Origin of the sequence: Mesorhizobium sp. B2-5-13 (assembly GCF_006440535.1) — a bacterium.
GTDB lineage: Bacteria > Pseudomonadota > Alphaproteobacteria > Rhizobiales > Rhizobiaceae > Mesorhizobium > Mesorhizobium salmacidum.
Window position 1 is genome coordinate 43,431 of record NZ_VFUI01000024.1, and the last position, 24,155, is coordinate 67,585.

Annotated in this window: 32 protein-coding genes, 1 tRNA gene, 1 pseudogene and 1 riboswitch; of the genes and pseudogenes, 17 read left to right on the forward strand and 17 right to left on the reverse strand. The window is 63.1% G+C overall.

Annotated elements, in window-relative coordinates; all coding sequences use genetic code 11:
• Positions 1–5: 5 nt before the first annotated feature.
• Positions 6–1,085 (forward strand): D-alanine--D-alanine ligase family protein, encoded by a 1,080-nt coding sequence (locus FJ434_RS25960; RefSeq protein WP_140752219.1) that lies wholly within the window; start codon positions 6–8, stop codon positions 1,083–1,085.
• A gap of 53 nt (positions 1,086–1,138) precedes the next feature.
• On the opposite strand, the gene FJ434_RS25965 is transcribed toward FJ434_RS25960, so the two are convergent.
• Both FJ434_RS25965 and FJ434_RS25975 read right to left on the reverse strand, forming a co-directional pair.
• Entirely contained in the window at positions 1,139–2,140 is a 1,002-nt protein-coding gene (locus tag FJ434_RS25965) for an aldo/keto reductase (protein WP_140752221.1), read from the reverse strand.
• A gap of 554 nt (positions 2,141–2,694) precedes the next feature.
• Entirely contained in the window at positions 2,695–3,003 is a 309-nt protein-coding gene (locus FJ434_RS25975; RefSeq protein ID WP_140752223.1) for a hypothetical protein, read from the reverse strand.
• Between the two features lie 265 nt (positions 3,004–3,268).
• Between FJ434_RS25975 and FJ434_RS25980 the strand changes: the two genes are divergently transcribed.
• A complete protein-coding gene (locus FJ434_RS25980; RefSeq protein WP_140510646.1) occupies positions 3,269–3,508 on the forward strand; it encodes a hypothetical protein in 240 nt (79 codons plus the stop codon).
• Between the two features lie 92 nt (positions 3,509–3,600).
• A complete protein-coding gene (locus FJ434_RS25985) occupies positions 3,601–4,698 on the forward strand; it encodes a PAS domain S-box protein (protein ID WP_246678402.1) in 1,098 nt (365 codons plus the stop codon).
• 58 nt (positions 4,699–4,756) lie between these two features.
• Here FJ434_RS25985 and FJ434_RS25990 read toward each other — a convergent pair whose 3' ends face one another.
• From FJ434_RS25990 to FJ434_RS26025, 8 genes are all read right to left on the reverse strand, one after another.
• Positions 4,757–5,002 (reverse strand): DUF982 domain-containing protein, encoded by a 246-nt coding sequence (locus FJ434_RS25990; RefSeq protein WP_140510650.1) that lies wholly within the window; start codon positions 5,000–5,002, stop codon positions 4,757–4,759.
• 108 nt (positions 5,003–5,110) lie between these two features.
• Positions 5,111–5,317 (reverse strand): hypothetical protein, encoded by a 207-nt coding sequence (locus FJ434_RS25995; RefSeq protein ID WP_140713710.1) that lies wholly within the window; start codon positions 5,315–5,317, stop codon positions 5,111–5,113.
• A gap of 174 nt (positions 5,318–5,491) precedes the next feature.
• Complete coding sequence (locus FJ434_RS26000) at positions 5,492–5,782, reverse strand: hypothetical protein (RefSeq protein WP_140510654.1); 291 nt, start codon at positions 5,780–5,782, stop codon at positions 5,492–5,494.
• 167 nt (positions 5,783–5,949) lie between these two features.
• Complete coding sequence (locus FJ434_RS26005; protein WP_140752227.1) at positions 5,950–6,195, reverse strand: hypothetical protein; 246 nt, start codon at positions 6,193–6,195, stop codon at positions 5,950–5,952.
• A gap of 1,106 nt (positions 6,196–7,301) precedes the next feature.
• Positions 7,302–7,748, reverse strand: coding sequence for a GNAT family N-acetyltransferase (locus FJ434_RS26010; RefSeq protein ID WP_348640986.1), 447 nt, complete (start codon positions 7,746–7,748; stop codon positions 7,302–7,304).
• Between the two features lie 74 nt (positions 7,749–7,822).
• Positions 7,823–7,896 (reverse strand) — tRNA-Gln (locus FJ434_RS26015).
• Positions 7,897–7,931: 35 nt separating this feature from the next.
• Positions 7,932–8,228 carry a hypothetical protein gene (locus tag FJ434_RS26020; protein WP_140713702.1) on the reverse strand — a complete coding sequence of 99 codons (297 nt, stop codon included), beginning with the start codon at positions 8,226–8,228 and terminating at the stop codon, positions 7,932–7,934.
• Between the two features lie 388 nt (positions 8,229–8,616).
• Positions 8,617–9,519, reverse strand: coding sequence for an alpha/beta hydrolase (locus FJ434_RS26025; protein ID WP_140752231.1), 903 nt, complete (start codon positions 9,517–9,519; stop codon positions 8,617–8,619).
• Positions 9,520–9,852: 333 nt separating this feature from the next.
• On the opposite strand from FJ434_RS26025, the gene FJ434_RS26030 reads away from it, so the two are divergent.
• Positions 9,853–10,149, forward strand: a complete 297-nt coding sequence (locus FJ434_RS26030) for a hypothetical protein (protein WP_140752233.1) — start codon at positions 9,853–9,855, stop codon at positions 10,147–10,149.
• A gap of 102 nt (positions 10,150–10,251) precedes the next feature.
• Here FJ434_RS26030 and FJ434_RS26035 read toward each other — a convergent pair whose 3' ends face one another.
• From FJ434_RS26035 to FJ434_RS26050, 4 genes are all read right to left on the reverse strand, one after another.
• The gene (locus FJ434_RS26035) at positions 10,252–10,485 is read right to left on the reverse strand and encodes a DUF982 domain-containing protein (protein ID WP_246678404.1); all 234 of its coding nucleotides are present in this window, start codon (positions 10,483–10,485) and stop codon (positions 10,252–10,254) included.
• A 23-nt stretch (positions 10,486–10,508) separates the two neighbouring features.
• A complete protein-coding gene (locus FJ434_RS26040) occupies positions 10,509–10,745 on the reverse strand; it encodes a DUF982 domain-containing protein (RefSeq protein ID WP_140510667.1) in 237 nt (78 codons plus the stop codon).
• Between the two features lie 118 nt (positions 10,746–10,863).
• The gene (locus tag FJ434_RS26045; RefSeq protein ID WP_140752237.1) at positions 10,864–11,307 is read right to left on the reverse strand and encodes a GFA family protein; all 444 of its coding nucleotides are present in this window, start codon (positions 11,305–11,307) and stop codon (positions 10,864–10,866) included.
• A 211-nt stretch (positions 11,308–11,518) separates the two neighbouring features.
• Positions 11,519–11,698 (reverse strand): DUF3606 domain-containing protein, encoded by a 180-nt coding sequence (locus FJ434_RS26050; RefSeq protein ID WP_013894490.1) that lies wholly within the window; start codon positions 11,696–11,698, stop codon positions 11,519–11,521.
• A gap of 656 nt (positions 11,699–12,354) precedes the next feature.
• Here FJ434_RS26050 and FJ434_RS26055 point away from each other — a divergent pair.
• A complete protein-coding gene (locus FJ434_RS26055; protein WP_140713693.1) occupies positions 12,355–12,783 on the forward strand; it encodes a DoxX family protein in 429 nt (142 codons plus the stop codon).
• Positions 12,784–12,857: 74 nt separating this feature from the next.
• Here FJ434_RS26055 and FJ434_RS26060 read toward each other — a convergent pair whose 3' ends face one another.
• Together FJ434_RS26060 and FJ434_RS26065 are read right to left on the reverse strand one after the other, a co-directional pair.
• Positions 12,858–13,163: a hypothetical protein gene (locus tag FJ434_RS26060; RefSeq protein WP_127870393.1), complete on the reverse strand. Its 306-nt coding sequence runs from the start codon at positions 13,161–13,163 to the stop codon at positions 12,858–12,860.
• 90 nt (positions 13,164–13,253) lie between these two features.
• Positions 13,254–13,523, reverse strand: coding sequence for a hypothetical protein (locus FJ434_RS26065; protein WP_140510672.1), 270 nt, complete (start codon positions 13,521–13,523; stop codon positions 13,254–13,256).
• Positions 13,524–14,008: 485 nt separating this feature from the next.
• Between FJ434_RS26065 and FJ434_RS26075 the strand changes: the two genes are divergently transcribed.
• Positions 14,009–14,413: a hypothetical protein gene (locus FJ434_RS26075; protein ID WP_140752239.1), complete on the forward strand. Its 405-nt coding sequence runs from the start codon at positions 14,009–14,011 to the stop codon at positions 14,411–14,413.
• On the forward strand, positions 14,406–14,735 hold the full coding sequence (locus FJ434_RS26080) for a hypothetical protein (protein ID WP_140752241.1): 330 nt from the start codon (positions 14,406–14,408) through the stop codon (positions 14,733–14,735). Before FJ434_RS26075 ends, FJ434_RS26080 begins: the two co-directional genes overlap by 8 nt.
• A gap of 195 nt (positions 14,736–14,930) precedes the next feature.
• On the opposite strand, the gene FJ434_RS26085 is transcribed toward FJ434_RS26080, so the two are convergent.
• Positions 14,931–15,638, reverse strand: a complete 708-nt coding sequence (locus FJ434_RS26085; RefSeq protein WP_140752243.1) for a hypothetical protein — start codon at positions 15,636–15,638, stop codon at positions 14,931–14,933.
• A gap of 209 nt (positions 15,639–15,847) precedes the next feature.
• Between FJ434_RS26085 and FJ434_RS26090 the strand changes: the two genes are divergently transcribed.
• From FJ434_RS26090 to FJ434_RS26135, 10 genes and pseudogenes are all read left to right on the forward strand, one after another.
• Complete coding sequence (locus FJ434_RS26090) at positions 15,848–17,383, forward strand: glycosyltransferase family 39 protein (protein WP_140752245.1); 1,536 nt, start codon at positions 15,848–15,850, stop codon at positions 17,381–17,383.
• A 186-nt stretch (positions 17,384–17,569) separates the two neighbouring features.
• Positions 17,570–18,088, forward strand: a complete 519-nt coding sequence (gene msrA, locus FJ434_RS26095; protein ID WP_140713683.1) for a peptide-methionine (S)-S-oxide reductase MsrA — start codon at positions 17,570–17,572, stop codon at positions 18,086–18,088.
• A gap of 140 nt (positions 18,089–18,228) precedes the next feature.
• Complete coding sequence (locus FJ434_RS29925; RefSeq protein ID WP_181166107.1) at positions 18,229–18,504, forward strand: hypothetical protein; 276 nt, start codon at positions 18,229–18,231, stop codon at positions 18,502–18,504.
• Positions 18,505–18,717: 213 nt separating this feature from the next.
• Positions 18,718–18,831, forward strand: a riboswitch (TPP riboswitch).
• Complete coding sequence (locus tag FJ434_RS26105; RefSeq protein ID WP_140510681.1) at positions 18,822–19,430, forward strand: YkoF family thiamine/hydroxymethylpyrimidine-binding protein; 609 nt, start codon at positions 18,822–18,824, stop codon at positions 19,428–19,430. (Overlaps the previous riboswitch by 10 nt.)
• 43 nt (positions 19,431–19,473) lie before the next feature.
• On the forward strand, positions 19,474–20,292 hold the full coding sequence (locus FJ434_RS26110) for an ABC transporter permease (RefSeq protein WP_181166108.1): 819 nt from the start codon (positions 19,474–19,476) through the stop codon (positions 20,290–20,292).
• Entirely contained in the window at positions 20,289–21,056 is a 768-nt protein-coding gene (locus tag FJ434_RS26115; RefSeq protein WP_140510683.1) for an ABC transporter ATP-binding protein, read from the forward strand. Before FJ434_RS26110 ends, FJ434_RS26115 begins: the two co-directional genes overlap by 4 nt.
• On the forward strand, positions 21,049–22,065 hold the full coding sequence (locus FJ434_RS26120) for an ABC transporter substrate-binding protein (protein ID WP_140752249.1): 1,017 nt from the start codon (positions 21,049–21,051) through the stop codon (positions 22,063–22,065). The genes FJ434_RS26115 and FJ434_RS26120 overlap by 8 nt, the downstream gene beginning before the upstream one ends.
• A 182-nt stretch (positions 22,066–22,247) precedes the next feature.
• Positions 22,248–22,943 carry an isoprenylcysteine carboxylmethyltransferase family protein gene (locus tag FJ434_RS26125; protein WP_027141506.1) on the forward strand — a complete coding sequence of 232 codons (696 nt, stop codon included), beginning with the start codon at positions 22,248–22,250 and terminating at the stop codon, positions 22,941–22,943.
• A 285-nt stretch (positions 22,944–23,228) separates the two neighbouring features.
• Positions 23,229–23,393 carry a DUF3309 family protein gene (locus FJ434_RS26130; protein ID WP_023768317.1) on the forward strand — a complete coding sequence of 55 codons (165 nt, stop codon included), beginning with the start codon at positions 23,229–23,231 and terminating at the stop codon, positions 23,391–23,393.
• Between the two features lie 324 nt (positions 23,394–23,717).
• Positions 23,718–23,844: pseudogene (locus FJ434_RS26135) on the forward strand (spermidine/putrescine ABC transporter ATP-binding protein); the annotation flags it as partial.
• Between the last annotated feature and the right edge of the window lie 311 nt (positions 23,845–24,155).

Consider the following 24,155-nt stretch of genomic DNA (forward strand, 5'->3'; position numbering starts at 1 on the left):
TTTCGATGACCGGAAAGATCAGGGTTGCCATCCTCTATGGCGGTCGCTCGGCCGAGCACGAGGTGTCGCGGCTGTCGGCGGCCAATGTGCTGAAGGCGATCGACCGGACCCGGTACGAGGTGGTGCCGATCGGCATTTCCAGGGACGGCAGATGGCTGCTGCAGCCGGCGTCCGAGGCCTTCGGCGAAGGGGCAGGGGCTCCAGTGTCGGAGGACGGCGTGGAAGTCGCCCTGCTGCCCGGCGGCAAGGGCCGGCTGATCTTAGCGTCGCACAAGGAAGCTGACCTGCCGCCGGTCGATGTCGTTTTTCCCGTGCTGCACGGTCCGTTCGGCGAGGACGGCTCGGTGCAGGGCTATGCCGAGGTTGCCGATGTCGCCTATGTCGGCTGCGGCATCCTCGCCTCGGCCGCCGCCATGGACAAGGACGTCGCCAAGCGGCTGCTGCGCGAGGCCGGCCTTGCCGTCGCCCGCTCGGTCACCGTGCTTAGAGGCGATGTCGGTTCGTTCCAGGAAACCGCCGGGGCGCTCGGGCTGCCTTTCTTCGCCAAGCCGGCGCGCCAGGGCTCGTCCTTCGGAGTGAGCAAGGTAAACGACAGGGATGGCTTCGAAGCAGCCATCGAAACCACTTTCCGCTATGACGGCAAGGCGTTGATCGAGGAGTTCGTCGAAGGCCGCGAGATCGAGTGCTCGGTGTTGCAACGGGCAGACGGCTCGCTCACGGTGTCGCTGCCAGGCGAGATCATCCCGGCCGGCAAGCATGGCTTCTACACCTACGAGGCCAAATATCTCGACGCCGACGGCGCGGTGGTCAAAGTGCCCGCCGATATTCCCGCCGCAGTCGCCGACAGAGCGAGGAACATGGCGGGGCAAGCCTTCAAGGCGCTCGGCTGCGAGGCCCTGGCGCGCGTCGACTTCTTCCTGCGTGCCGACGGCTCCCTGCTGGTCAACGAGGTCAACACGCTGCCCGGCTTCACCGACATCTCGATGTACGCCAAGGCGCTGGCGGCGATCGGCATCGGCTACAGCGAGGTCATCGACGCGCTGATCGAGCACGCGCTGGCAAGGCATGCGGTGCGCACAGTCTGAAGTCTTCGCCGATCGAAATACAGCCAGGATGATCCCGTTTGCGCTCTGAGCGCCTACCGATCGACCATCGCCATGCCGCGCTCGGTGTAGCGCGGGCCGGAGATTTTTCCCGGCGCAAGGGCATCGTCGAGCGCGGCCATTTCGGCGGCGTCGAGTTTCAATGATGCGGCGGCGACGTTTTCCTCCAAATATCTGATCCGCTTGGTGCCGGGGATGGGCACGATGTCGACGCCAAAGCCGTTGCCCTTCTCCAGCAGCCAGGCCAGCGCGATCTGGCCGGGCTTGACGCCCCGGGCTGTGGCGATGTCGCGCACCTTGGCCGCCGCGTCGACATTGGCGTCGTAGTTTTCGCCCTGGTAGCGCGGGTCGTTGCGGCGGTAATCGCCCTCGGCGTAGTCCTCCGCGCGCTTGACCTCGCCAGTGAGAAAACCGCGGCCGAGTGGCGAGAACGGCACCAGGCCAATGCCGAGTTGCCCGAGCAGCGGGATGATCTCCGGCTCCAAATTGCGCTCCCAGAGCGAATATTCGCTCTGCAACGCCGACACCGGGTGAACGGCATGCGCCCGGCGGATGTTGGCGGCACCTGCCTCCGACAGGCCGAAGAACCGCACCTTGCCTTGCGCGACCAGCTCGCCGACAGCGCCCGCGACGTCCTCCAGCGGCACCGCAGGGTCGACGCGGTGCTGGTAGAGCAGGTCGATATGATCGGTGGCGAGACGGCCGAGCGAGGCTTCCACGACCTCGCGGATATGCCCGGGCCGGCTATCGACTCCCACCTGTTTACCGTTTTCGATGCGGAAGCCGAACTTGGTGGCGATGGTCACCTTGTCGCGCTTGCCCTTCAACGCCCGGCCGAGCAGGGCCTCGTTGGTGTACGGGCCATAGACCTCGGCGGTGTCGAGGAACGTGCAGCCGAGTTCGATGGCGCGGTGCAGCGTGGCGACGGATTCGGCCTCGTCAGCTGGGCCGTAGGACTGGCTCATGCCCATACAGCCGAGACCAATGGCCGAGACTTGCAGCCCCTGGCTGCCGAGCTTGCGTTTGTTGAGGGTCATGGTGGAGCTCCGAGAAGGAAGGAAGGAGATGACCCGGATTATATAAGGCGCTCGCTCAATTCCCACAGGGCGTTCGGCGCGGTCTCGATGGATAGCATCGGGCATGGCGCTGTACGCGCCGGCTTCGCCATCAAGCTGCGGGCTGGTCGCGCGTCACGCTGCAGCGAATGTGCGAAAGGACATCTGGGTCCAGGGCTTCGAAGATAGTCGGGCTTCATTCCGATTTGGGTGTGGTTGCCAGCAGACCGCTCAGCCCAAGTCTGGCGGTAAGCGCACTGTGCTCACATATTTGAAGCGACGTCACGGGAGGAGGGCGGCTTTGGCTTGTGTTCCGGTCGCGTTCTCGCGGTCTGGCGGGCAACGCGGGAAACGGGTTTGACAGGATTTCCGGCGACTGGTTTTTGCGTCTTGCGGCGCTGGAGCCAGTTGGAAGACAGTTCGGCAAGCAGACTGCGCAGGGCCTTCACTACATCCTCCTCTATCGGGCGATGCAGTAATTTCCGAAGGCTAGACTCGTTCCATGGCACATGGATCTGTCGCGCCTCGGGCTTTGACTATTGCATCGAGCCTGATCGTTGAAGACCGAGATGGACTGTCGCACTCTCATCGCCGTTCTCGACATGCCCGTTTCCAGACGGAGCCAATCCGTTGCTCAAAGTGTCGAATTCGATCGGCGCGCCATGCAGTTGAGCAGCCTGCATGACCAGATGTTCAATGTCCTCGAGGGCGACATTCTCGGCCAGGTTCCTGAGCCTGATCCTATCCGCAACTGCTGTCAGTTCGATGATGCCAACGGTCCTGAACACTGCGCAGACGGTCGAATAGACGTCTTCACGCAGCTGTGCGGAATAATCGTATCGCATCGAAACCTCCCAAAGCGAGTTGGTTTCCACAAGGCGGCAAGATGCGCCCGATACCGCGGCCTGACAAGTTAAAAAATGAAAAATTGACAAATAAAATCAGCTAGTTAGTAGAGTTACACGAACGCGCAACCTGCGTTCGATGATCATCATCGGTACAATGCTGCATTCGCGCATTAGCCATGCTTGACGCAAGATGAGCGAATTCCTAACTGTAAGTGGAATGAGACGGTTACTAACTCAGCAAATCTTACGCGGGGAAACGCACATGGAACTGGAACGCCCGGAACGATTGCAGGTCATGTTGACACAGGATGAACTGGCAGCGCTGGAAAACTGGCGTTTCGACAAGCGCATGCCCAGCCGTTCGGCTGCGGTGCGCGAATTGCTGCGCCGTGGCCTTGCCTCCGACGGGTTCCTGACGGCCGAGATGGGGGCCAAGTCGCAGGAATTCGGCGTGCTCAGGCCCAATGGCGATGGCAAGACGCCGCCGGAACAGGCGGAGTGAAATGCGTTAAGGCCTATCCATCCTCGCGCCGGCGATTGCCTTGATCCGTTTGCGCCTTATCTGATTGGGGGAAGATGCAATTGCGGGTGGCGATGAACGACGTCGACGGCAGCGACAGACAGGGGGCGACCGCCGATGCCCGGCTCGCGACCGCCGATGCCCGGCTCGCGGCAATTGTCGATTCCTCTTTCGATGCCATCATCAGCAAGGACCTGAACAGCATCATCCAAAGCTGGAACCAGGCGGCGGAACGCATGTTCGGCTATACCGCCGAGGAGGCGATCGGCCAATCCATTCTCATGCTCCTCCCCGATCACCTCAAGAACGAGGAAATCGAGATCATCAGCAAGATTCGCAGCGGCGGCAGGGTGGCGAGCTTTGAGACGACGCGCAAGCGCAAGGATGGCGTGCCGATTTCCGTCTCGCTGACGATTTCGCCAATCAAGAACAGCAATGGTGAGATCATCGGCGCCTCGCAAATCGCCCGCGATATCTCCGCCGCCAAGGAGAGCGAGCGCCGCATCAGGCTGCTGATGCGGGAGGTCAACCATCGCGTCAAGAACCAGTTCGCGGTCATCCTGTCGATGGTCAGGGAGACCAGCAAGCGCTCGACCGATCCAGGCGAGTTCGAGGAGTTGATCCGCGCCCGCATCATGGCGCTGTCGCGGTCGCACGATCTGCTCGTCACCTCGGAATGGGCGGGGGCGAGCCTGTTCGACCTGATCCAGGAGCATCTCAAGCCCTTCGGTCTCGAGGAGCAGATCCTGCTCTCCGGCCCGGTCCTGACGCTGCAGTCGAACGCGGTACAGAACCTCGGCATGGCCTTCCACGAACTGGGCACGAACTCGTCCAAATATGGCGCGCTGGGCAGCGAAGGCGGCCGGGTGGAGATCACCTGGACAATCGACTCCGGGACGCAGAACCCCGGCTCCGTGGGCGAGCGTGAATTTCACTTGATCTGGGAGGAGACGTCGACGCCGCATCCCGGCGACCGGCGGGACCAGATCACGCGCAAGGGGTTCGGCACCGTTGTGCTGCAGCGGGTGGCGCCGCAATCGCTGGGCGGTTCCGCCATTCTGGAGCGGTCGCCCGGCTATTTCAAATGGCGGCTGAGCGCGCCCTTGGCGTCCATCGTCGTGGCGCCGATCGGTAGCGAGGCTGACGGCGATTCGCCGGGTGCCGGCATCTAGGGCAATCCGCCGGTCCGGAATGCCGCCCACAATCCGTGGCCCACAATCCGTGCTCGACCTACTCGACCAGGATATGCGCCTCGCGCGCAGCCTCGACAAAAGCCTCCCTGGCGACGTCGGGCGGCACGTCGCCGCTCGTTGCGCGGCGGCAGGCGCGCAGCGCGGACTGGTGCTTCAGGCTGCCGGCATCGCGCCAATGTGTCGTCAGCAACTCGATGGCCTGTTGTGTGTTGGACAGGTTGCGGGTGGCTCCGGTAACGCCGACCGAAACCACGACGGGCTTGGAGAACCACGCGGTTTGCATTGGAACCTGGACCCTGTTGCAGGTATGGAACGTGTTTGGCCGCGCGAGGTTTCGTTGCCGCCGATCACTGTAGCGTGAACTCTCCGGCATCTCCCGGCGAAACGATGCCTAGAGGATGTTGGTCGTCACCTCGACGACAATCGCGGCGCCTTCCAGTCCGCCGTTGGGAACATGCACGACGCGCGAGACCCTGAGATCCTGTGGGCTTCCGTCGACCGGCAGGGAAACGCTCTCGCCAATCCGCGGCACAGCCTGGAAGATGGCGTTGGTGGCGTCAGGCCGGTTGTCGATGGATATGCGGCAGTTGACAGTCATGGAAATGTCTCCTTTGTCTGGCCGTGCCGGTCGTTAACGCCGGGTCCCTGAAATGGTTTCAGGAGGGCCGGGTCAAACCCGAGAGCCCGCCGATGTCTACCCCGTTCGCCAACTGGCGACGTTGGTCGCGGCCCGGCGGCTTCGACATCCGGACTTGTCGTTGCTGGCGGGCTTCTAGTTGCTGGCTCTCGGCACGAAATAGTTGGTGGTGACCGCATCGCTGCCGGTTCCCCGCGTGACTTGAACCGCGGCATAGCCTTCCGGAGGAATCGAGCCAGTCGCCGTCTGGTCGACCTGCTTGCATCGGCCGACCATTTCGCCGTTCGGCCACGGTGCCAGTCTGGCTTCAAGTGCCGCTTGGCATTCCTCCATCGATGAATAGACGACCGGGCGCGACTCCGTGGGCCTGCAGAGCGATGCGCTGCATGAAAGCATCACCATCACCGCCACGGTTCCCGGATCCATGGAATTCTCCTGTTGGCCGACAACGCGCAACAGGCCGCGAGGTTTCATGCGGGCCCAGCGCGCCGCGATTGCCAGAGTCAAGCACGAGGTCTGATAGCGCACTCACGTTTTACAACGGCCCAGCGCCTCGGTCTCCGGGCCTTTGGGTAGAGGAAATGCTGGGAACGTTAAAGGCCGAACGAGGGTATCGTCCAAGCGTTTTCGTACCCAAGGTGCGGCTTGGCATTCGCTGCGTCAGTCTGGGTTGCTGTGGCGGTTCCCGTTGCAGTGCAGTCCAATTTTGCCGCCACTGCCGCCTTGATCGACAGACAAGCACATGCCTTGGCAGCAGTGACTGTTGCCTTTTTCCCATGCGCCGCAGCGACACTCGACCCGGCGAGGACAAGCGCCAGGCAAACGAAGGCGATCTTCATGAGGATCTCCTATTTTAGAGTTGGCTAATTTAAAGTTAACGTAACGTTAACTGGCCGTCAATCGCGAGCGGGGTCCTGGGCTGAAGCCACCTTCCTCCTGCCCGGAAGGATCACGGCCGTTCTTTACCTGTCCCGGATTGTGTCCAAATTGATGCGAGAGGATCGGGAGCGGCATGACCTTCGGCGCCGCACGCTCGCGTGCTCCGGCACGCGGTGATCAGCACCTCTATACGATGGCTTCTTCCCAAGCCCTCCACTCCCCGAAGCAGAGAATGCTTCCGTTGCGGGAGAGAGACTAGACAATCATTAGCAAGTGCTAAAGAGCGACTGGAAGACGTGCCTCGGCTGAATTACGACTTGGCCATGAGCTTTTTAACAACTTCAGTAACGGTTGATTCAACCATTACTGGTATTTATTCCAGCGTGTGGTGGCGGCTCCGACAAAAGCGGGCGGGGCTAGTTGCCGAAGCCGCCTGCGCAGTCCGGTGGGATCTGACCGCGCTGTCTCAGAATAGGACAGCGCGGTCAACGATCCGTTAATCGGGCGTCAGCCGCCACTTGTCAGCTTTCCGACCCATGGTGATGATCGCCTCCCCCGGTGGATCGGCCTTTGGCCGTGATAACTCGGGCGGGCTCCGGTAGAGCTTGAGCATAGCGTCCTAAATTCGGGAGCCGCGTGGAACATTGTTGCGTAGGGTGTCCGGCGAACTGCGCGCAGCTTGCGGAAGCTTTAGCCCTCGATCTCAGTCTTGAATGCTCGCACGCCGGCGTGGCAAAGCGCATGCCGGCTCGGCATCCAAGAAGGAGAGTTGCCTGGGAGGACGCCGAGCCTAACCGACGAGATTAGCGGGGGGCCGCGTCGTCTCGCCGGCTAAGAGTTTATGCGCTCTTTAAGGCAACTCGCACAAAGCATCCGAACGAACTAAGGGGTCAGCCGATCGGTGGTGCATCATCGACCGCTGTTCTGGCGCGGCTGGTTCCTTAGAGGGGTGCTTCCTGCAATAGATGCGAAGCATCCGAATGAAACGAGACATCCTTGCGCTTCGAAGGGCGTAGGACCGCCGGGCGGCAGCAAACCGCTCTCCGGCGGGGTTTGCCAGCCCCTGTCAATAGTTCTTCATCGCTCGGTGCGGGATGCCGGCTTCCTCGAACTCGTCGCCACATGCGACGAAGCCCAGCTTTTCGTAAAGCGCGGTCTTGTCGGCCTGGGACGTGAGGTAGAAGCGGTTCTCGCCACGTGACCGCGCTATCTGCATCCCCGCCTGCATCATCCGCATGGCGATGCCATTGCCCCTTGCCTGGCGTAGCACGGCGACGCGGCCGAACTTGGCATGTTCGGTCAGAAAGACAATCCGCAGCGTGCCGACGACATCGCCTCCGTCGATGGCGACGACGTGAGTGGCCTCCGCGTCATAGGCGTCCCGTTCCACCCTCTCGGGCACGTTCTGCTCGACAATGAACACTTTGCGCCGGACTTCCAGGGCGAGGGCTCCTAGGTCAGAGGCAATGGAAACGGGTAGAATTGTTAGATTGGCCATAACCGTTGTTCTCATGGCTTACCAATAAGTGGCGCCTTATGTCCTGCGTTTCAGTAAGAAATGTGGCGACCCGGCGCCAAGTAAATTGTTGGTTCCCGCTCATGGGCTCGAACCACGATTCACGCCTTCAAAGGGCGCTGTCCTACCATTAGACGAAGCGGGAAAGGCTGGACGTTATGGCGCCCAGGCAGCTTGCGGTCAATTCGGGAAATTATTGACCGGCTCTTCGCAACGATAGACCGGGCAGTGGCCATCGCGGGACGGCACATAGGCCGACATCGGCACTTCAGGCCAGTCGCACTCATTGCCGAACTGCCTGACATAGCGGTCATAGGTGTTGCGGCCGGTGGTCAGCACCACGGCGCGATGGCTCTGGATCATGGCCCGGATCTCGCCGCAGCCCATGGAGCGGCTGTCGGGGCGGGCATCGACCAGACCGGTCGTCGCGAGCACGGCGCCGATGGCCGTCAACAGGGTCAGAACGCGAGCGGACATGACGGTTCTCTTTGGTTTGACAAAATTGGCGACCGGTCCGGATTCGCACTGGAACGGCCGCTTGCATTGTCGCACACAACCCCTTTCCTGTCCGTTGGTTCCGCGACAGGCTGTGCGGCGCGCGCGTTCGGGCGCGGCGCGGGCCCCCGCGCAACCAAATCAGGCGTTGCGCATTGCTGGGCATGGACGGCAGGAAGCCCTACGAAACACCGCAATGGCGGCCCGGAAACGAGGGCCGTCCGGCGATGTGCTGTTCCTTCTGCGGCGGCCGCGACCATGGTTTCGAGGAGTGTCCGCGCATGCCCGATCCTCTCCGGCCCGATAGACCCGAAGACGACGATACGTCGGAGGAATCGGCCGGCTGATCCGAGGCGCCCCTGGCGGGTGGCTAACCGGCGCCAGCCGCGCCGAAGAAATCGATCAGCGCGCCAGCCGTTTGCCCGGGCGCTTCCTCGGGGAAGAAATGTCCGCCTGACATCGCGCGGCCCCGCACGTCATCGGCCCAGTTCCGCCATAGCGCTAGCGGCCCGCCTTCGCCGGCATACCATTCGGCGAGCGCGCCTTGCCCGCTCCACAATGCCAGCAACGGGCAGGCGATGCGCCGGCCGGCGGCTTTGTCCGCCCGGTCGTGGTCGCGGTCGAGCGTTGCCGCCGCCCGGTATTCCTCGCAGATCGCGTGGATGTGGGCGGGTTCGCGCAAGGCATCGACATAGGCCTGGCGGATGCCGGCTGGAAAGACATCGGGCGGCGAACCCCAGCCGCCCAGCGCATTGTCAACGATGGCGTCGGCGGTGCCCGCCAGGATCTTTTCCGGCAAGGGTTCGGGCTGCGCCAGCAAGGACCACGGCCAGTAGCCGAGGGCCAGCCGGGCATCGGCCCTGTCCCAGGCGTCGGCCGTGGGCACGATGTCGAGCACGGCGAGTTTTTCGACGCGGTCGGGATGGTCGAGCGCCAGACGGTAGGCGACACGCCCGCCGCGGTCATGGCCCGCGACCATGAAGGAGGTAAAGCCGAGTTTGGCCATCATCGCCACCATGTCCGATGCCATGGCCCGCTTGGCATAGGGCGCATGATCGGCGGTCGACGGCGGGCAGGCGCTGCGGCCATAGCCGCGCAGGTCGGCGCATATGACGGTGAAATGCTCGGCAAGCACCGGCGCAATATCGCGCCACATCAGATGGGTTTGCGGAAAGCCGTGCAGCAAAAGCACCGCCGGTCCGGCGCCGGCGCGGCGCACGAAAATGCCGGCATCCCCGATGTCGACGTCCATGGCTTGGAAGTGCTCGAACATAGCTGGCCTCCGGCACAGGCAACGACTGGAGGACGGGGTTGGTTGCAGCGCCTTTCGCGCAAGCACCGGCTCTTTGCGCCGCGACAAGTGGTCCCGGGCAAAGCCGGGCGCCACGCTGATCGTGCTGGTGCTTCCGCACCGGCTCGAACCCAAGGCTGGCCTTGCGAAAGAGGCCGACAAGAAAGCCGCTCCGGCTCCAACGGGCCGGTTCCGCGAATAAGCCTCTTTTCCAACCCTTGGCGCCAACCCTTGGGGCCAACCTTTTGGGCCGACGGGCGTTGTCTCCATGAAGGGAAGGCCGCCGCGGGCGGCCATTCAACGAAGGAGGCCGAGATGAAACCTCTCGCCATTGCATCATGCGCCGCGATGCTGGCCCTGGCGGTGCCGGCAGCGGCACAGGCGGATCAACAGATTCCGAACCAGCAAACCGACAAATGCCGGGCGCAAACGGACCAGGGCGGCAAGCAGCAGCCCGGCGGCGGCGACCTCAGCGAAAAGCTCAACGATTGCGGCGGCGTGCTGAAGCCGCCGCCCACCGGCGACCAGGGCATGGCCGCGCCGGCGCCCGACGAAGGCAAGACGCCGATAATCAAGCCGGGCGAAGTGCCGCCCCAGCCGCCGAAGCAGTAGAACTGGTCAGGCGACATCGTCATCGAGGCAGCGGACCTCGCAGATCGCAACTGTTCGGCACAATGGAGGCGAGTTCGCCTGCTTTTTTGGACTTTTCTTGACTTACCTGACCAGAAGGCCGGCGTGATCGCACAGCGCGGTGAAGGCCTCCTGCGCCTGTGCCACGCCTTCATTGTTTTGCAGCGCCGACTCGATCTTTTCGCGCGCGGCTTGGTAGAAAGGCCCGCGCTTGGCTTGTGGCCAGTCGATCAGGATTTCACTGGCGTCCTGGAGCGTGGCCACGTCACGGATCGTGTCCGCCCTATGCGGCTTGACCCGCAGCGGTGTCGACAGCATCAAATACGCCATTTTTATTCCCGCTATTGGAGGATGCGCGCTTCGCGCGCGGCGTCGATCATCGCCCGCATCGCCTTTTCCGGCGGCGCCCAGCCATCCAGGGCATCGCGGCAGCTGCGCAGTGCCGCCCGGTAGCGCCGGCCTTGGCCGGCCGGCCAATCGCCAAGGCATTCCAGCCCTTCCCAGGCGCTGCGCACCACGCGCTCCCGCTCAGGGGCGAATTTGAGGCGGATCGGTCGGGGAAACATCTTGTCGTTCAACGGTCGTCTCCATGAATGGTGCATGTGAGCAGAAGCCGACATGCACCGAGGAAGCGGCGGATAACGTGGCCGACAGGGGAGGGTTCCGGGCCCCGACGATCAATTTTCAATCTTGCTTTCAGTCGCGCGCGACGGTGTCCGACAATGGCCTGGGCGCGGGCAGATCCGCGCCCAGCGCCCGCGGCCGGTCATGCTCGAACTGCTCGGCGCCGGGCAGGGCATGCAGCCAGGTTTCGCGCCGGCCGGTCCACAATTCATATTGCGGTGCCAGGTCCGTCGGCGCGACGTCGAGGCTGCCGAGCATCACCTCGGCCTCGTTGTCGTCGACCCAGGCGACGCGGCTGCCGCAGGTCGGGCAAAAGCTGCGTGTGCCGTAGCTGGCCACTTGGCCCGATGTCTCGAAAGCATCGCGCGGCCAGATGGCAAAGGCCGAATACACCGAACCGCCCGCCTTGCGGCAGTCCTTGCAGTGGCAAAGGCCGATCCGCGATGGCTGGCCGGTGACGACGAACTGCACGCCGCCGCACAGGCAGCTGCCGGTCCTGCGGGTTATCTCGGACATGGTTGCGGCCCCTCCCTTTTCGCCAGTCTGGCTTCGTCAGTTTGCCATACCGCGGGCCGGGCGGGACAGATGCTCGTCTGCCATTTCGTTGGCCAGGATGAGAAACCGGGAAAAAGACATCCTGTTCACCGTACCGCCGGGCCCGGTTGACGCGGCCCGCAGCATCCTCCAACGCGACGCAGGCGAAATGGTTGCCGCCTCGCGCCTTCTTCTATCCTCGCGCCGCCATGTGGTTGTCGAGCTTCTTGCGCGAGGGGCCGTAGCGCTTGATGATGGTCTGCGCCTCGCTCTGTGGAATGCCGTATTTGCGCGCAAAGGCGGCGACCTCATAGGTGTCCTCGCTCGAGACCAGCTTGCGGTCCTGTTTGGTCTTCGATTTGTCGTCGGGCATGGCGGGCCTCACTTTCTGTAAGCCGCATGGTCGCGCGGACGTCTAGATGTCGCGGTCAGACATAACACGGATCGGCCATGCTGGTTCCATGGCGGATGGCGGTGACCGCCGGGCACTTACCGCCGGCCCCGGTTCAGGCCGATGGAGCGGCCGGGGCCGGCGCTGTGGCTGTCGGGCGCCCCGCATTCGGCGCAGGGCGCGCTGGCGCCGGGGCAGCCGCGGGAATGCGTGCCGGCGGGACAGCAAAGGCCGTTTGAACTCGCCCAACGCGGGCACTGGAAAACCTGTCCGGTGCCGCCGCAGCCATCGCACTCCAGGACCGGCGACCGGACCAGATAGGACTTCGTCCCCAACCTGACGTTTGCGCCCAAAACTCGACCCACCCAAAATTACTGCACGGAACACGCCATGCATTAGCCCTGGCTAATAATATCATGTCGCCGGTTACGGACAAGTTTCAGGATCGTTAATTGTTCGTGAACGCCTGGCGCGTGTCCGGCGGCCGGCAATCGGCGCCTTGGGCCTGCTTGCTTCCCCTTCGAGGGGTGCCGTACATCAGCCGCCAAACCGAAGTCGGAGAGAAAAATCGCTGGCTGATGTCGGATCCGCGCGCGGCGGTGCGTCCTTGGGGCTGATGAAACTGGAGGAATACAACCATGCCGTCGCAAATCACACAATCGCCGTGGCAGACCGCGGCCCTTCTCGTTGCCCGCCTGATCTTCGCGGCCGTCTTCCTGATGGCGGTGACCTTCAAGTTCATGGGCATGGAGGCCACGGCGGGCTATATCGCGGCCGCCGGTTTCCCGTTCCCGCTCTTCCTCGCATGGTGCGCGGCGATCCTGGAGGTTGCGCTGGTGCTGTGTTTCCTCAGCGGTGCCTTCTTCACCCAGGCCGCGCTGGTCGCCGCCGCCTATGTGCTGTTCCTGGCCTTGGCCTTCCACGGACCCAGCCACTGGGCCGGCAACCAGGCCGAATTCGGCTTCTTCGTCGACCATTTTTCGTTCCTGGCCGGACTGCTTTTCGCGGCGGTCCATGGACCGGGAAGAATCCTGGCGCTGAACCTGGGATGGCCGGGCAGGGCCTAGCGGCCCGCCCGGGGCAGGGCATGACGCCCGCCCGGGGCAGGGCCTAGGGGCCCGCCGGGGGGCGCGAGGAGCCCTCACATCTGGTCGTTATAAGGCTCCTTCATCTGGCCGACCATGCGGGCCAGCTTCGAAAAGGACGGCATGTCCGCCTCCGGCTGGCACTGGTTGGCAAGTTCCAGCAGCCGGATCGGGAAGTTGACGGCGTCGCGGCTCGACGCCGACATGCCTCCTGACCGCTCCTCGCCGGTTTCCGAGGCCTCGGCCTTGCGCAGTGCAATATCGATCTCTTCCGATGTGAGCACCCCCTTTTTGACCAGGACGTGGTTGATCGAGGCGACGGCCATCAGCAGGCCCTCGAGTTGCAGATTGGCGACGTTCATGGCGATTGCTCCAGTGGCTGGGTTCCAAACGCGCGAGCGGCATTTCCGATCCGACGTGGAGAAGCGCCGCGGCCTTTTGGCGACATGCGTCTACTCCTCCGTCAGGCGCTCGCCATATTCGCGCCACAGCGCCCTGACCTCCAGGCTGCCGAGGCGCGGGATCGAAGGGTCGCCGCAGTCTATGGCGACGGTGCCGATGTCGTAGTTGGGGTAAGCGCCGGCGACGAAGCGGATCGCTTCGCCAAGCGAGTGCACCCGGATGATCGGATCGGCCTGGCCCTGGCCAGTGCTGCGCACACCGGAAACCGTGGCCGGAGCGTGCCGCATCCTGAAGACGGATGCCATGGCTGGTCTGTCCATCGTCCTCTCCACAAGGCCGTGCGACGGGAATCATTCCATGAGCTGCCGCTGATGATTTCACAGGAGCCGGCTGATGAAAAGCCGGATGAATGTCTGGGCTGGCGTCATGCTCTCTCGGTCAAATGTGAATTTTTTCCTAGAAGCCGTTGACCGGGTGAGGGCAGCCATGCTACAAATTTGTCCATGGTGCTGATTTGCGCCAACGACCCGCCGCCAAGGCGGGTTTTGTGTTTCTGCCGCCATGCCTAGGGACGCTACTGCGGTTGCAAATTTGAATGCTGGCGGGACAGCGCCCCCCTCTGGCCTGCCGGCCATCTCCCCCTCTTGGGGGGAGATCAGATACAATCGCGACCTTCGCCAACCGCCTGCGCTCCAAGACTGGGCGAGGCGTCCAACCTGCCAATCTCCCCCCAAGAGGGGGAGATGTCCGGCAGGACAGAGGGGGGCGCCGTAGAGCGCTACCTCCGCGAGATGCGAGAAATCCCATGACACGTTACGCCACCATCATCACCGGCGACGACGGCCTTGAGGTCGTCAGCGCCATCGGCCAATTCGAGGGCGCGGCGCCTCGCGCGCGCCTCGGCCGTGTCGAGGCGGTTGCGCCCGACGTGCTGATCGGCATGGTGCGGGAGGCGGCTGGCGGTTTCTGTTTTCCGCAAGCAGGCATCGACAGCCGCGCTGTCGGTCTTGTCATGGCCAGGCTCAAGGCGCGAGCCAATGCTGCAAAACCTGCAAGCGCGGCAAAACCGGCCAGCACGGCAAGGCAGAAGGGTGCCAAGCGGGCCAGGAAGAAATCCGCCCGCTCGAAAAAGCCGGCCAGGCGGGCCAAGCAGGCGCTGCCGGAGGCTGCCGCCGGTGATACCAATGCCGTGGCGCAGATCCATGACTGACGAAACCGGGCCGTCGCGCGCAAAGGCAAGGTCGGCAAAGCGCAAGCCCGCCGCCAGCCCGGCAGCCGCGAAGACGCCCCGCCCGAAACGCACCAAGAAGTCACTGGGCGACGATTTTCTCGCCGCCGTGCGCGCTGATTTTCGCATCCATGGCGCCGGTGTCCTGGCCGAGGTGCGAGCCGACAAGCCGGACCAGTATCTCAAGATCGTGCTTTCGGTACTGCCCAAGGACATCGATGTCGCCATCAACCAACTGGACACGCTCTCGGATATATTGTTCGAGGTGATCGTGCGGAAGTTCAGGCCAGCGGGGGAGGAATGACCCGGGCCTCTGCCTGGCATCGAGAATCCGCGGCTCGGTCGAGCCAAAGCCCGCCTTGGCTCGCGCCAAGGCGGGCTTTTTGCGTTTGTGGCTCCTGCCCAAGGCGCGTTTGAATGGATCGAGGCGACGCGCGCTCAGGTCTTCATCTTCATGCCTGCCGTTCTCCCGGTGCCCGGCAGGCTTGGGGGACGTGCCTTAGGCCAGGATATTGACCGCGCGGGCCGCGACAAGCGCGATCGTCAGCAGCGAGATCATCGCCTCGGCCATCATCAGCAGCTTGGCGCGTTGGGAGAGCGGCAATGTGTCGGTTGGCGAAAACGCCGTCGCATTGGTGAAGGCGAGGAAGAAATAGTCGACGAAGCCCGGCAGCCAGTCGCGGATCTCGCGGTCGCTCAGGGTCATTTGCGGAAACAGAAAATCGGCATGGGCGCGTGTGACGAGGCCGCAGGTCGGCGGCCCGCCCCGGTCGGTGCTCCAGAACCACAAGGCAAAGACGATAATGTTGGTGACCCAGACGTTGAGCGCGTCGACCAGCAGCGTCTGGCCGCTGGAGCCGGCATGGCCGGCCAGCAAGGCACGCACCAGAAGCGCCAGCGAGCCGCAATTCATGACGCTGACGAGGCCGGTCATCACCAGGGCCGTCCTGCGGATCATGACGCGAAACCGGCCAACCAGATACCAGTGCTCCTCCTCGACCGCTTTCTGGGTGGCGACCTGCGTCCAGGCGGTGGCTACGGACAGGGGTACGAGCAGGGCGGCCTCCAGTGCCGGCGCCAGCCAGCGGGGGCCGAACGAAAGATCGTTGATGACCAGAAGCTGCAGGCAGATGATGACAAGGACCGCCGCGCGCGCCAGCCAGAAGTCGAGCGCGCGGTGGTGGATGACGGCATGCTGGTGACGCATCGAGTATCCGGGATGTTCAAGTGGGATCAGTGTGCGGGCTGTTCTGCCCGGCGACGGCAGTAAGAGACCGTAGATCCCGCTCAATCTTGGTCTTGCAATGACCTGCAAGTATACTTTTTTGTAAGCTTTGATGTTGGGGCTGTTCGGCAAACCAGGCGATGTGATCTAAGCGCCGCATGGCGGGAATTGACGACTCCATCGATCGTTGGATGCCAGCAGGGCTGCCTGCCGCGGGGCTGGACTCGGCGTCGGTCTGGTCCGCCCTGCTTCGGCACCCCTGGGGTTTGCTGGCGCTTTTGTGCCTGGCGCAGACCCTGTGCTGGACGGTGGTGCCAACACTCGTCAATCCCGCACCGCCCGGTGATGTCGTGGAAGGCTTCATGTGGGGCCGCGAATGGGTGCTTTTAACCTACAAGCATCCGCAACTGCCCGGCTGGCTGCTCGAGATCAGCCATCTTCTGACCGGATCGTTCCGCTGGCCGCAATATCTGCTCGCTCAGCTGACGATTTCGGCCACCTTCGTCCTGGTCTATCTGCTGGCCCGCGACATGCTCGGACAACGCCGCGCGCTGGCTGCCGTGCTTTTGATGCCATCGATATATTTCTTCGGCTGGCCGACGCCGCAATTCAATCACGACTATGCGCAGATGCCGTTCTGGGCCGCGATCTGCTGGCTGTTATGGCGCGCCGGCCGCGGCGACGGGCCAGGCTGGTGGCTGGCGCTCGGACTGGTGTCCGGCGTCGGGCTCTACGCCAAGTTCTCTACCGGCCTGCTGCTCGCCTTCGGCGCTCTCTGGCTGCTGTATGAGCCGCGCGCGCGCAGCCGGCTGGCGACACCCTGGCCATGGCTTGGCCTGGCCGTTTTTCTCGTGATCGCCGCGCCGCTGGCCATCGCACTCTACCGCATCGATTTCCTGCCGCTGACCTATTTCGCCGACCGCGACGCTTGGGTAACCGAACACCGTGCGCGGCTCTACTATATCGGCGTCCAGATCGCTGGGTTCTCCGGCTTTCTCCTGGTGTTGGCGCTATCAGGGCTCTTGCGGCGCTCACCAGCCCCGCAAGAGCCGGTCGAGCGCGGCACCCTCGTCTATCTCATATGGATGGGGCTTGGGCCCGCGGCGCTGGTCATGGTGGCCTCGCTGTTCACCGGCACCGGCGAGGCCTGGAGCGCGCCGATGTACAATCTTGCCGGTGTGGTCGCTCTGGCCTTTCTCGGTCACCGGCTCGGCGCCGTCGAGATGCGAAAGCTGGCGATCTGCGCCTTCATCTGCATCGTCACCATGTCGGGCGGCTATGCGGCAATCCGCTGGACGGACTGCAATGTGCGCGGGCGCATGGACGCCGTCTGCTGGCCGGCGCAGCCGATCTCGGACGAGGCCGAGGCAATCTGGCACGCGGCGGCGCCCGGCCAGCTCGACATCGTCGGTGGCGACACCAATCTTGCCATGCTGGCGGGCCTCAATGCCTATGACAAGCCGTCGATCTTCACCGACCTCGATATGCGGTTCGCACCCTGGATCACGAGGCAGCGGTTGCGCGACCATGGCATGCTGATGATTTGGCGGGGTCATGGCGTGCCGCCACAGTTGCGGGCATGGTTGGACAACATCCCGGTCAAGACGGTTCTTTTCAGCTGGTCGCGCGAGGCGCCGCCGGTAGCGATCAGTTTTGCCGCCATTCCGCCTGGTACGCGATATCTGCCGGTTGCCGCCAGCAGCCGGACCCGGCATCCGCGCGTCTAAGGCGGGCAGTGTCATGCGCCGGTTCGTTGGGGCGCGCCTTCCACCGGTATGACCGAATGGCCGCTCGTCTGACTGGACGAACCGGGCGACAACGCCCATTTATGGGGATATCCATATTTGTTGTCGCGCAATTCCCCGGGGAAAGCGGCTACACTTTTCCTGGGATTGCCTTTGAGGAGACGTTACATGGCGACTTCGAGCGAACGTGCAGTGCTTGCCGGTGGCTGCTTCTGGGGCATGCAGGATCTGATCCGGCGCTTCCCGGGCGTCCTCGCCACCCGTGTCGGCTACAGCGGCGGCGACGTGCCGAACGCCACCTATCGCAATCATGGCACGCATGCCGAAGCCATCGAGATCACCTTCGATCCGGCGAAAATCAGCTTCCGCCAGCTTCTGGAATTCTTCTTCCAGATCCACGATCCGACGACGCGCAACCGCCAGGGCAACGATGTCGGCATGAGCTATCGCTCGGCAATCTACTACACCAGCGAGGAGCAGAAGCGTGTGGCGGAGGACACCATCGCCGATGTCGATGCCTCCGGCCTGTGGCCCGGCAAGGTTGTCACCGAGCTCGCGCCGGTCGGTGCGTTCTGGGAGGCCGAGCCCGAGCACCAGGATTATCTGGAGAAATATCCCAACGGCTACACCTGCCATTTCATCAGGCCAGGCTGGAAACTGCCGGTTCGCGAAAAGGCAGTTTCATAAGTTTTTTTGGCGGCGGGCAGAAGCTCCCGCTGGTTGCCACAAGACCATATCGATAGCGGCTGTTAACCACCGTCCGGCGGGTTGACAGTTCGAATCGGCGCGAGGGGTGCCGCCGGGCGGTCGTGGCGGACACTGAATCGATGCGCATGGAAATCGCGGAACGTCAGTCCGCGATTTCCATGCTGCGAAAACTATTTCCCGCAGTTGCTGTCGTTAACGGTCGGCGCCGTCGCATTGCCATTGGCATCCGTCTGCGCGCCCTGCGGATTGTTCGGGTAATTCTGGTCCGCGTTGGAATTCATGTTGCAAGGGCAATAGTGAAGGCCGCAGCCGCGAGGATTTTCATAAGCATGGTTTGTCTCCATTTCTATGAATTCATCGCCAGAGCGGTTCACGGGCTTCGCGGAAGCAACTGACCGCTCTATCTCTTTGTTTTGACGCAAGTCCGGCCAGAAACCGCTTCACACTTTTCCTGCGATTGCGTCTGGTGAACAACCCCTCGGCATTGCGAAGGTTTCAGACAAATTTCCGAGCCGGGGGCACCCGGTTGCGTCTGCGCTGGCGCAATGCTTTTGGCGCAGCTTGCTGAAAAAACAGCTTCCCCAACCGATCGAATGGTGCTTTAACGCCGCCATCCACAGGGGTGCTCCGTACGGTCGGGGCTGAGACGGGGGCGGCAAGCCCACAGACCCTAGAAGCTGATCTGGGTAATACCAGCGGAGCGAGGCGGGCGATGTTTTCAGGCGCACAGGTTTCCCTATATCCAATGGCCGACGATTTTGTCGGCGTCATCCTGGGCGCGCTCGGCGCGCTCGATCCGTACCGCGACAAGCTCAGGATCGAGACCGACGACATCTCGACCCTGCTGGTCGGGCCCCCCGAGGTGTTGTTCCCGGCGCTGCGCGACCTTTTCGTGGCTGCGTCCGGCAGCGGCAAGCATTGCGTGCTGTCGGCCACCATTTCGCGTGGCTGTCCAGGGGAGCCGGACGATCCAATCTGCCGCTCCAACACGTTCGGCGGACCCGCCGGGCCACTCGGACCACGCAAGCAAGCGGCCATCACCGCAGTGCGCGGCGCGCCCGCCACTGGCCAGCCTGCGGCGGCGCAGTTCTCGCTCTATGTGATGGGCACGGACGACCACATGGACGAGATCTATGGCTGCATCGATTTCCTGAAGCAGTCCGGCGTCTACGATCGCTCCAAGAATTTCTGCACCAAGCTGCGCGGCGATGCCGGCGCGATCTTCTCGGCGCTCGATGAAGCGTTCTGCCGCTTCGGGCCAGGCGCCGGCCACGTAACCCTCGACGTCACGGTTTCGGCCAACAGTCCCACTGCCGTCTGAACCGCTCGCGCCGAAGCGCGCGCGCCGTCAAGGTTATCCTCTCGTGGTTTCATCGTCATTCAACCCGCGTCAACTCGCGGGCTTCTTCGCCCAGGCAGCGCCGGCCGTGATAACGATCGGTCTGGTGCTCGTGGCTTGGGAACTCTACGCAAACCATTCCGGCATCAAGCCGACGGTTCTGCCGGCGCCCTCGCGCGTCTTCGAACAGGCGATGCTCAATCGTGACGCGCTGCTCGACAATGCCATTCCCACCATCGGCGCCACGCTGATCGGTTTTGCCTGTTCGCTCAGCGCCGCCTTTGCGCTGTCGATGCTGGTCGACTTCTTCCAGCCTTTGCGGCGCGCACTGTTTCCCGTGTTTATCGTCAGCCAGACTTTGCCGCTGGTCGCCATCGCGCCATTGGTGGTGCTTTGGTTCGGTTTCGGGCTGACGCCCAAGATCATGTTGGTGGCGCTGGTCACCTTCTTCCCGATGCTGGTGGCCCTCGTACAGGGCTACGAGGCGACCGAGGTCGAGATTGGCCAGATGCTGCGCGCCATGGGAGCAGGGCGCTGGCGGGTCTTCATGCTGGCACGGTTGCCTTCGGCGCTGCCGTATTTCTTCGCGGGCCTCAGGATCTCCATCACCTACGCCGTCGTCGGCGCCATCTTCGCCGAATATGCGGGCGCGGCCAAAGGGCTGGGCATCTATATGCTCAACGCCAAGAACAATTTCCGTCCCGACCTGGTGCTCGCCGCCGTCGGCGTCAGCGCCGCGGTCACCCTCGTCCTGTTCGGGCTGACGGCGCTGCTGCAGCGTCTGGCCATGCCCTGGGAACAAGCCGCTGGCAGGCAAGCCGCCGGAAAAGGCCCGCAAGCATGAGCCGGCTCGAATTGCGGCATATGCGCAAGGTCTTTGGCGGGCTCGAAGTGCTCGCCGACATTTCACTGCGCGTGGATGCCGGCGAATTCGTCTCGATCCTTGGGCCTTCGGGTGCCGGCAAGTCGACGCTGTTCCAGCTTTTGACCGGCGCCGAGCATGGCGAGGGTGAGATGTTCTTCGACGGCGCGCCGCTCGACGATCACGGCAGGCATTTCGCCTTCATGCCGCAGCGCGACGCGCTGATGCCGTGGCGGCGCATCCTCGACAACACGACGCTGGGGCTCGAGGTGCAAGGCGTCAGCCGCAAGGAGGCGCGGACGCGGGTCGCGCCGCTGTTTGCCGAGTTCGGGCTTGCCGGCTTCGAGCGGCATTTTCCAGCGCAGCTTTCGGGCGGCATGCGCCAGCGCGCGGCGCTGCTGCGCACTGTCGTGCAGGAACGCGACATGTTGCTGCTCGACGAGCCGTTCGGCGCGCTCGATGCACTGACCCGGGCGGCCATGCAGCGCTGGCTCGAACAGATGTGGCGGCATCATCGCTGGACGGCGATGCTGATCACCCATGATGTGCGCGAAGCCGTGTTCCTGTCCGACCGCATCTATGTGCTGTCGGCGCGGCCGGCCCATGTCGTGCGCGAAATCAAGGTGCCACTGCCGCGCCCGCGTGATCCGACCAGCACCGCCACACGGCAGGCCGGGGCACTCGAGGCCGAAATCCTCGATATTTTGCTCAACCTCCAGCCATCCAAAGGACATGACCATGACTGACTTGACGCGCAGGCAAGCTCTGCTGCTCACCCTTGCCGGCAGCGTACCGCTGATCACCGGATCGAGCCGCTCCTTCGCGGCAACGCGGAAGGTTACCGTCGCGCTCGACTGGACGGTCAACACCAACCACATCGGGCTGTTCGTCGCCCGCGACAAGGGCTTTTATCGCGAGGCGGGCCTCGAGGTCGACATCCTGCCCTATAGCGATACCGGTGCCGGTACGCTTGTCGCCAACCGCGTCGCCGATTTCGGCATCAACGGCACCATCAGCCTGTTCACCCAGAGGACCGCTGGGGCCGACTTGAAGGGTGTCTATGCCGTCGTGCAGTCCGAGACAGGCCGGCTGGTGTTCAATGCGGCGCGCAGCGAGATCAAAAGTCCGAAGGATCTGGATGGCCTGACCTATGGCGGCTTCGGCAGTGCCTGGGAGAACGCACTGATTTCAACCATCATCCGGCATGATGGCGGCAAGGGCGATTTCGAGACGGTGACGCTCGGCACTTCCGCCTACGAGGCGCTGGCCAACGGCTCGGTCGACTTCACGCTCGAAGTGTCGACCTGGGAGGGCGTCGAAGCCGAACTCAAGGGCGTCAAGCAGCGCAGCTTCGTCTACGCCGACTATGGCGTCCCCGACGAGCACACGACGCTTATCTCTTCGAGCGAAGCCTATCTCCAGGCAAATCCCGACCTGGCGTCATCCTTCATCCAGGCAACGCGGCGAGGTTATCAGTTCGCGGTCGATCATCCAGAGGAAGCCGCCACGCTGCTGATCGCCGCCAACAAGGATGCCCTGAGCAATCCGGCGCTGATCCACGCCTCGCTGAAGACACTGATCGAGGGGCACTATCTGCGCGGGCAAGACGGCACCATCGGCATCATGGATCCGGCCAAGATGGAAGCGATCGGCTCCTATCTCCTTGCTGCCGGCATCCTGCACGACGCCGATGGCAAGATCGTCGCGCAACGTCCCGATTTTGCGAAATATTTCAGCAATGTGTACCTCAGATAGGCATCAATGCGGAAACCGCGAAAGGATCGTCCGATGCTGGACGCCGGGATGTCGCCAAGGTTGCGGCCCCGACAACCCCGGGTGCGGCCCTCACCTTCGATCCGGTTTGATGCCGATCTGATCTTCTCGGTTAACGACCCGGCAATGGTTGCGTGCGAGGGTCGCCCCGAGGGATCATCGGGATGCTTGCCTTGCTCATGTTAAAAAGCGACACACTTTCGCCTGCAGCAGATAACCGGTTTTTGTCCGCGGCGCGCAAGCGCGAGATTCTGCTCGACCTGCGCGAAGGTTTCTTTCGTGTCTGCGCCTTGGTGTGCGCGGGGCTGTTCGTCTATCGCGGCGTCTATCAGCTTATCGAAGATCCGACCCGGCTCAATGCCGCGCTGGTGGCGATTTCCGAGATACTCACCTTCACCTGGCTGCTTCTGTCGCGGCGTCCGGTGACGCGTGACTGGAATCCGCTGACGGTCATCGTTTCGGTGTCAGCCAGTTTTGGCGTTGCGTTGATCACCCTCCAACCAGGCATTGCACTCATTCCCCTTTATGTCGCCGCGCCGTTGCAGTTCATCGCACTGTTGTTCGTTATCTGGGGTAAGATCTCGCTGGGGCGTTCTTTTGCGATCCTGCCCGCCAATCGCGGTGTGATGACGGGCGGTGCCTATCGGCTGGTGCGGCATCCGATCTATGCTGGTTACCTCGCCGGCCATGTGCTCTACCTCCTGTCGGCCTTTTCCTTCCACAATCTCGCGGTCTATGCGGTAATTACCTATCTCCAGCTTTACCGCATCTTGCGCGAGGAGGCCTTGTTGGCCACCGTGGCGGAGTATCGCGCCTACATGGAACGCGTGCACTACAGGCTGTTCTATCGGCTATTCTGAGAGCAAGATCGCCAAGGCACTGTTGGCGAACCCATTTTTGGGCTGTTCAGGGGCGGGCCGCCTCAACATCGCCCAGTGAATCAAAGACTCCCGGCAAAAGCCAGGGTTGTCAGCAGTCCGAGCCCGCCGTCCAGGCGGGCTTTTCTGCGTTTCGGGGCGGAATGTTCCGCAGCTGCAATGGTCCGGCGGAACGCCAGCCCTCCTAAAACGTTCATACCTTGCAACATCCGAAATGGCGCGATGTTGAAACAGCGCGAAAGCGCGCATTCAGGAGCAGGGAAGGCCATGGGTCTAGGAACGATACTGATCATTATTCTAATCCTCGCGCTGCTCGGCGGCTTCAGCGGTCTCGGCGGTGGCCCGTTCTACGGAACCGGTTATTATGGTGGTGGCGGTCTCGGACTTGTGTTGCTCATCGTCATCATCCTTGTCGTTCTGGGACGCATTTAGCAGTTCGATCACGGCGGCAATCGGAATCGCGTGGCCACGCTCACGTCGCCGGGCACCGGATTGTGATGCAAGCAAGCCGGCTTGTGATCCGGCATTCCGCGGGACTCGCATAGGGTGATTGCGGTCCACACCCCCGTGGAAACAAGAGGAGAAGGTCCCACCCTTTCATCCTCCTGCAAGGCCCGCCCGGTGTCCCCGGAGCGGGCTTTTTCATCAAAGCGATTGCCTCGAAGTGCTGGCTCGCCGCAGGGTGATGCTGGGCCACTTGCGGTGAAGCGTCCGTCCGCGCCGATCGCTGACAGAGTTCACATAGCTGCGCGTGCTCTCGACGAGCCGCTCGGCGCGCTCGACAAGGCGTTGCGCTTCCATGCAGATCGAATTGAAGCGCATGCAGCGCGAGATCGGCATCACCACCATCTTCGTCACCCACGACCAGGAAGAAGCGCTGACATGCTGGCGGAGGGGCAGGATGTGGTGCTGCGGTGGTCACCGGAGAGCACGGTGCTGATCGCGGCGGGGTAGTCAGGGCGTCTATAGCTGCGACGGTTGGCATTCCTTCGCGCCCGCCTCTGTCCTGCCGGACATCTCCCCCACGAGGGAGGAGATCGGCTGTCATCGCCGGTTTCACAGATGTGCCATGTGCAAAAAGTGTAGTAAGGCTGAAGCTGCCAATCTCCCCCTCGTGGGCAGGGCTATCGCATATGAGTGATGGCATTGATGAGATAGTCGTCATTCCAGGCGCATTTCTTGATGCGGTGGCTG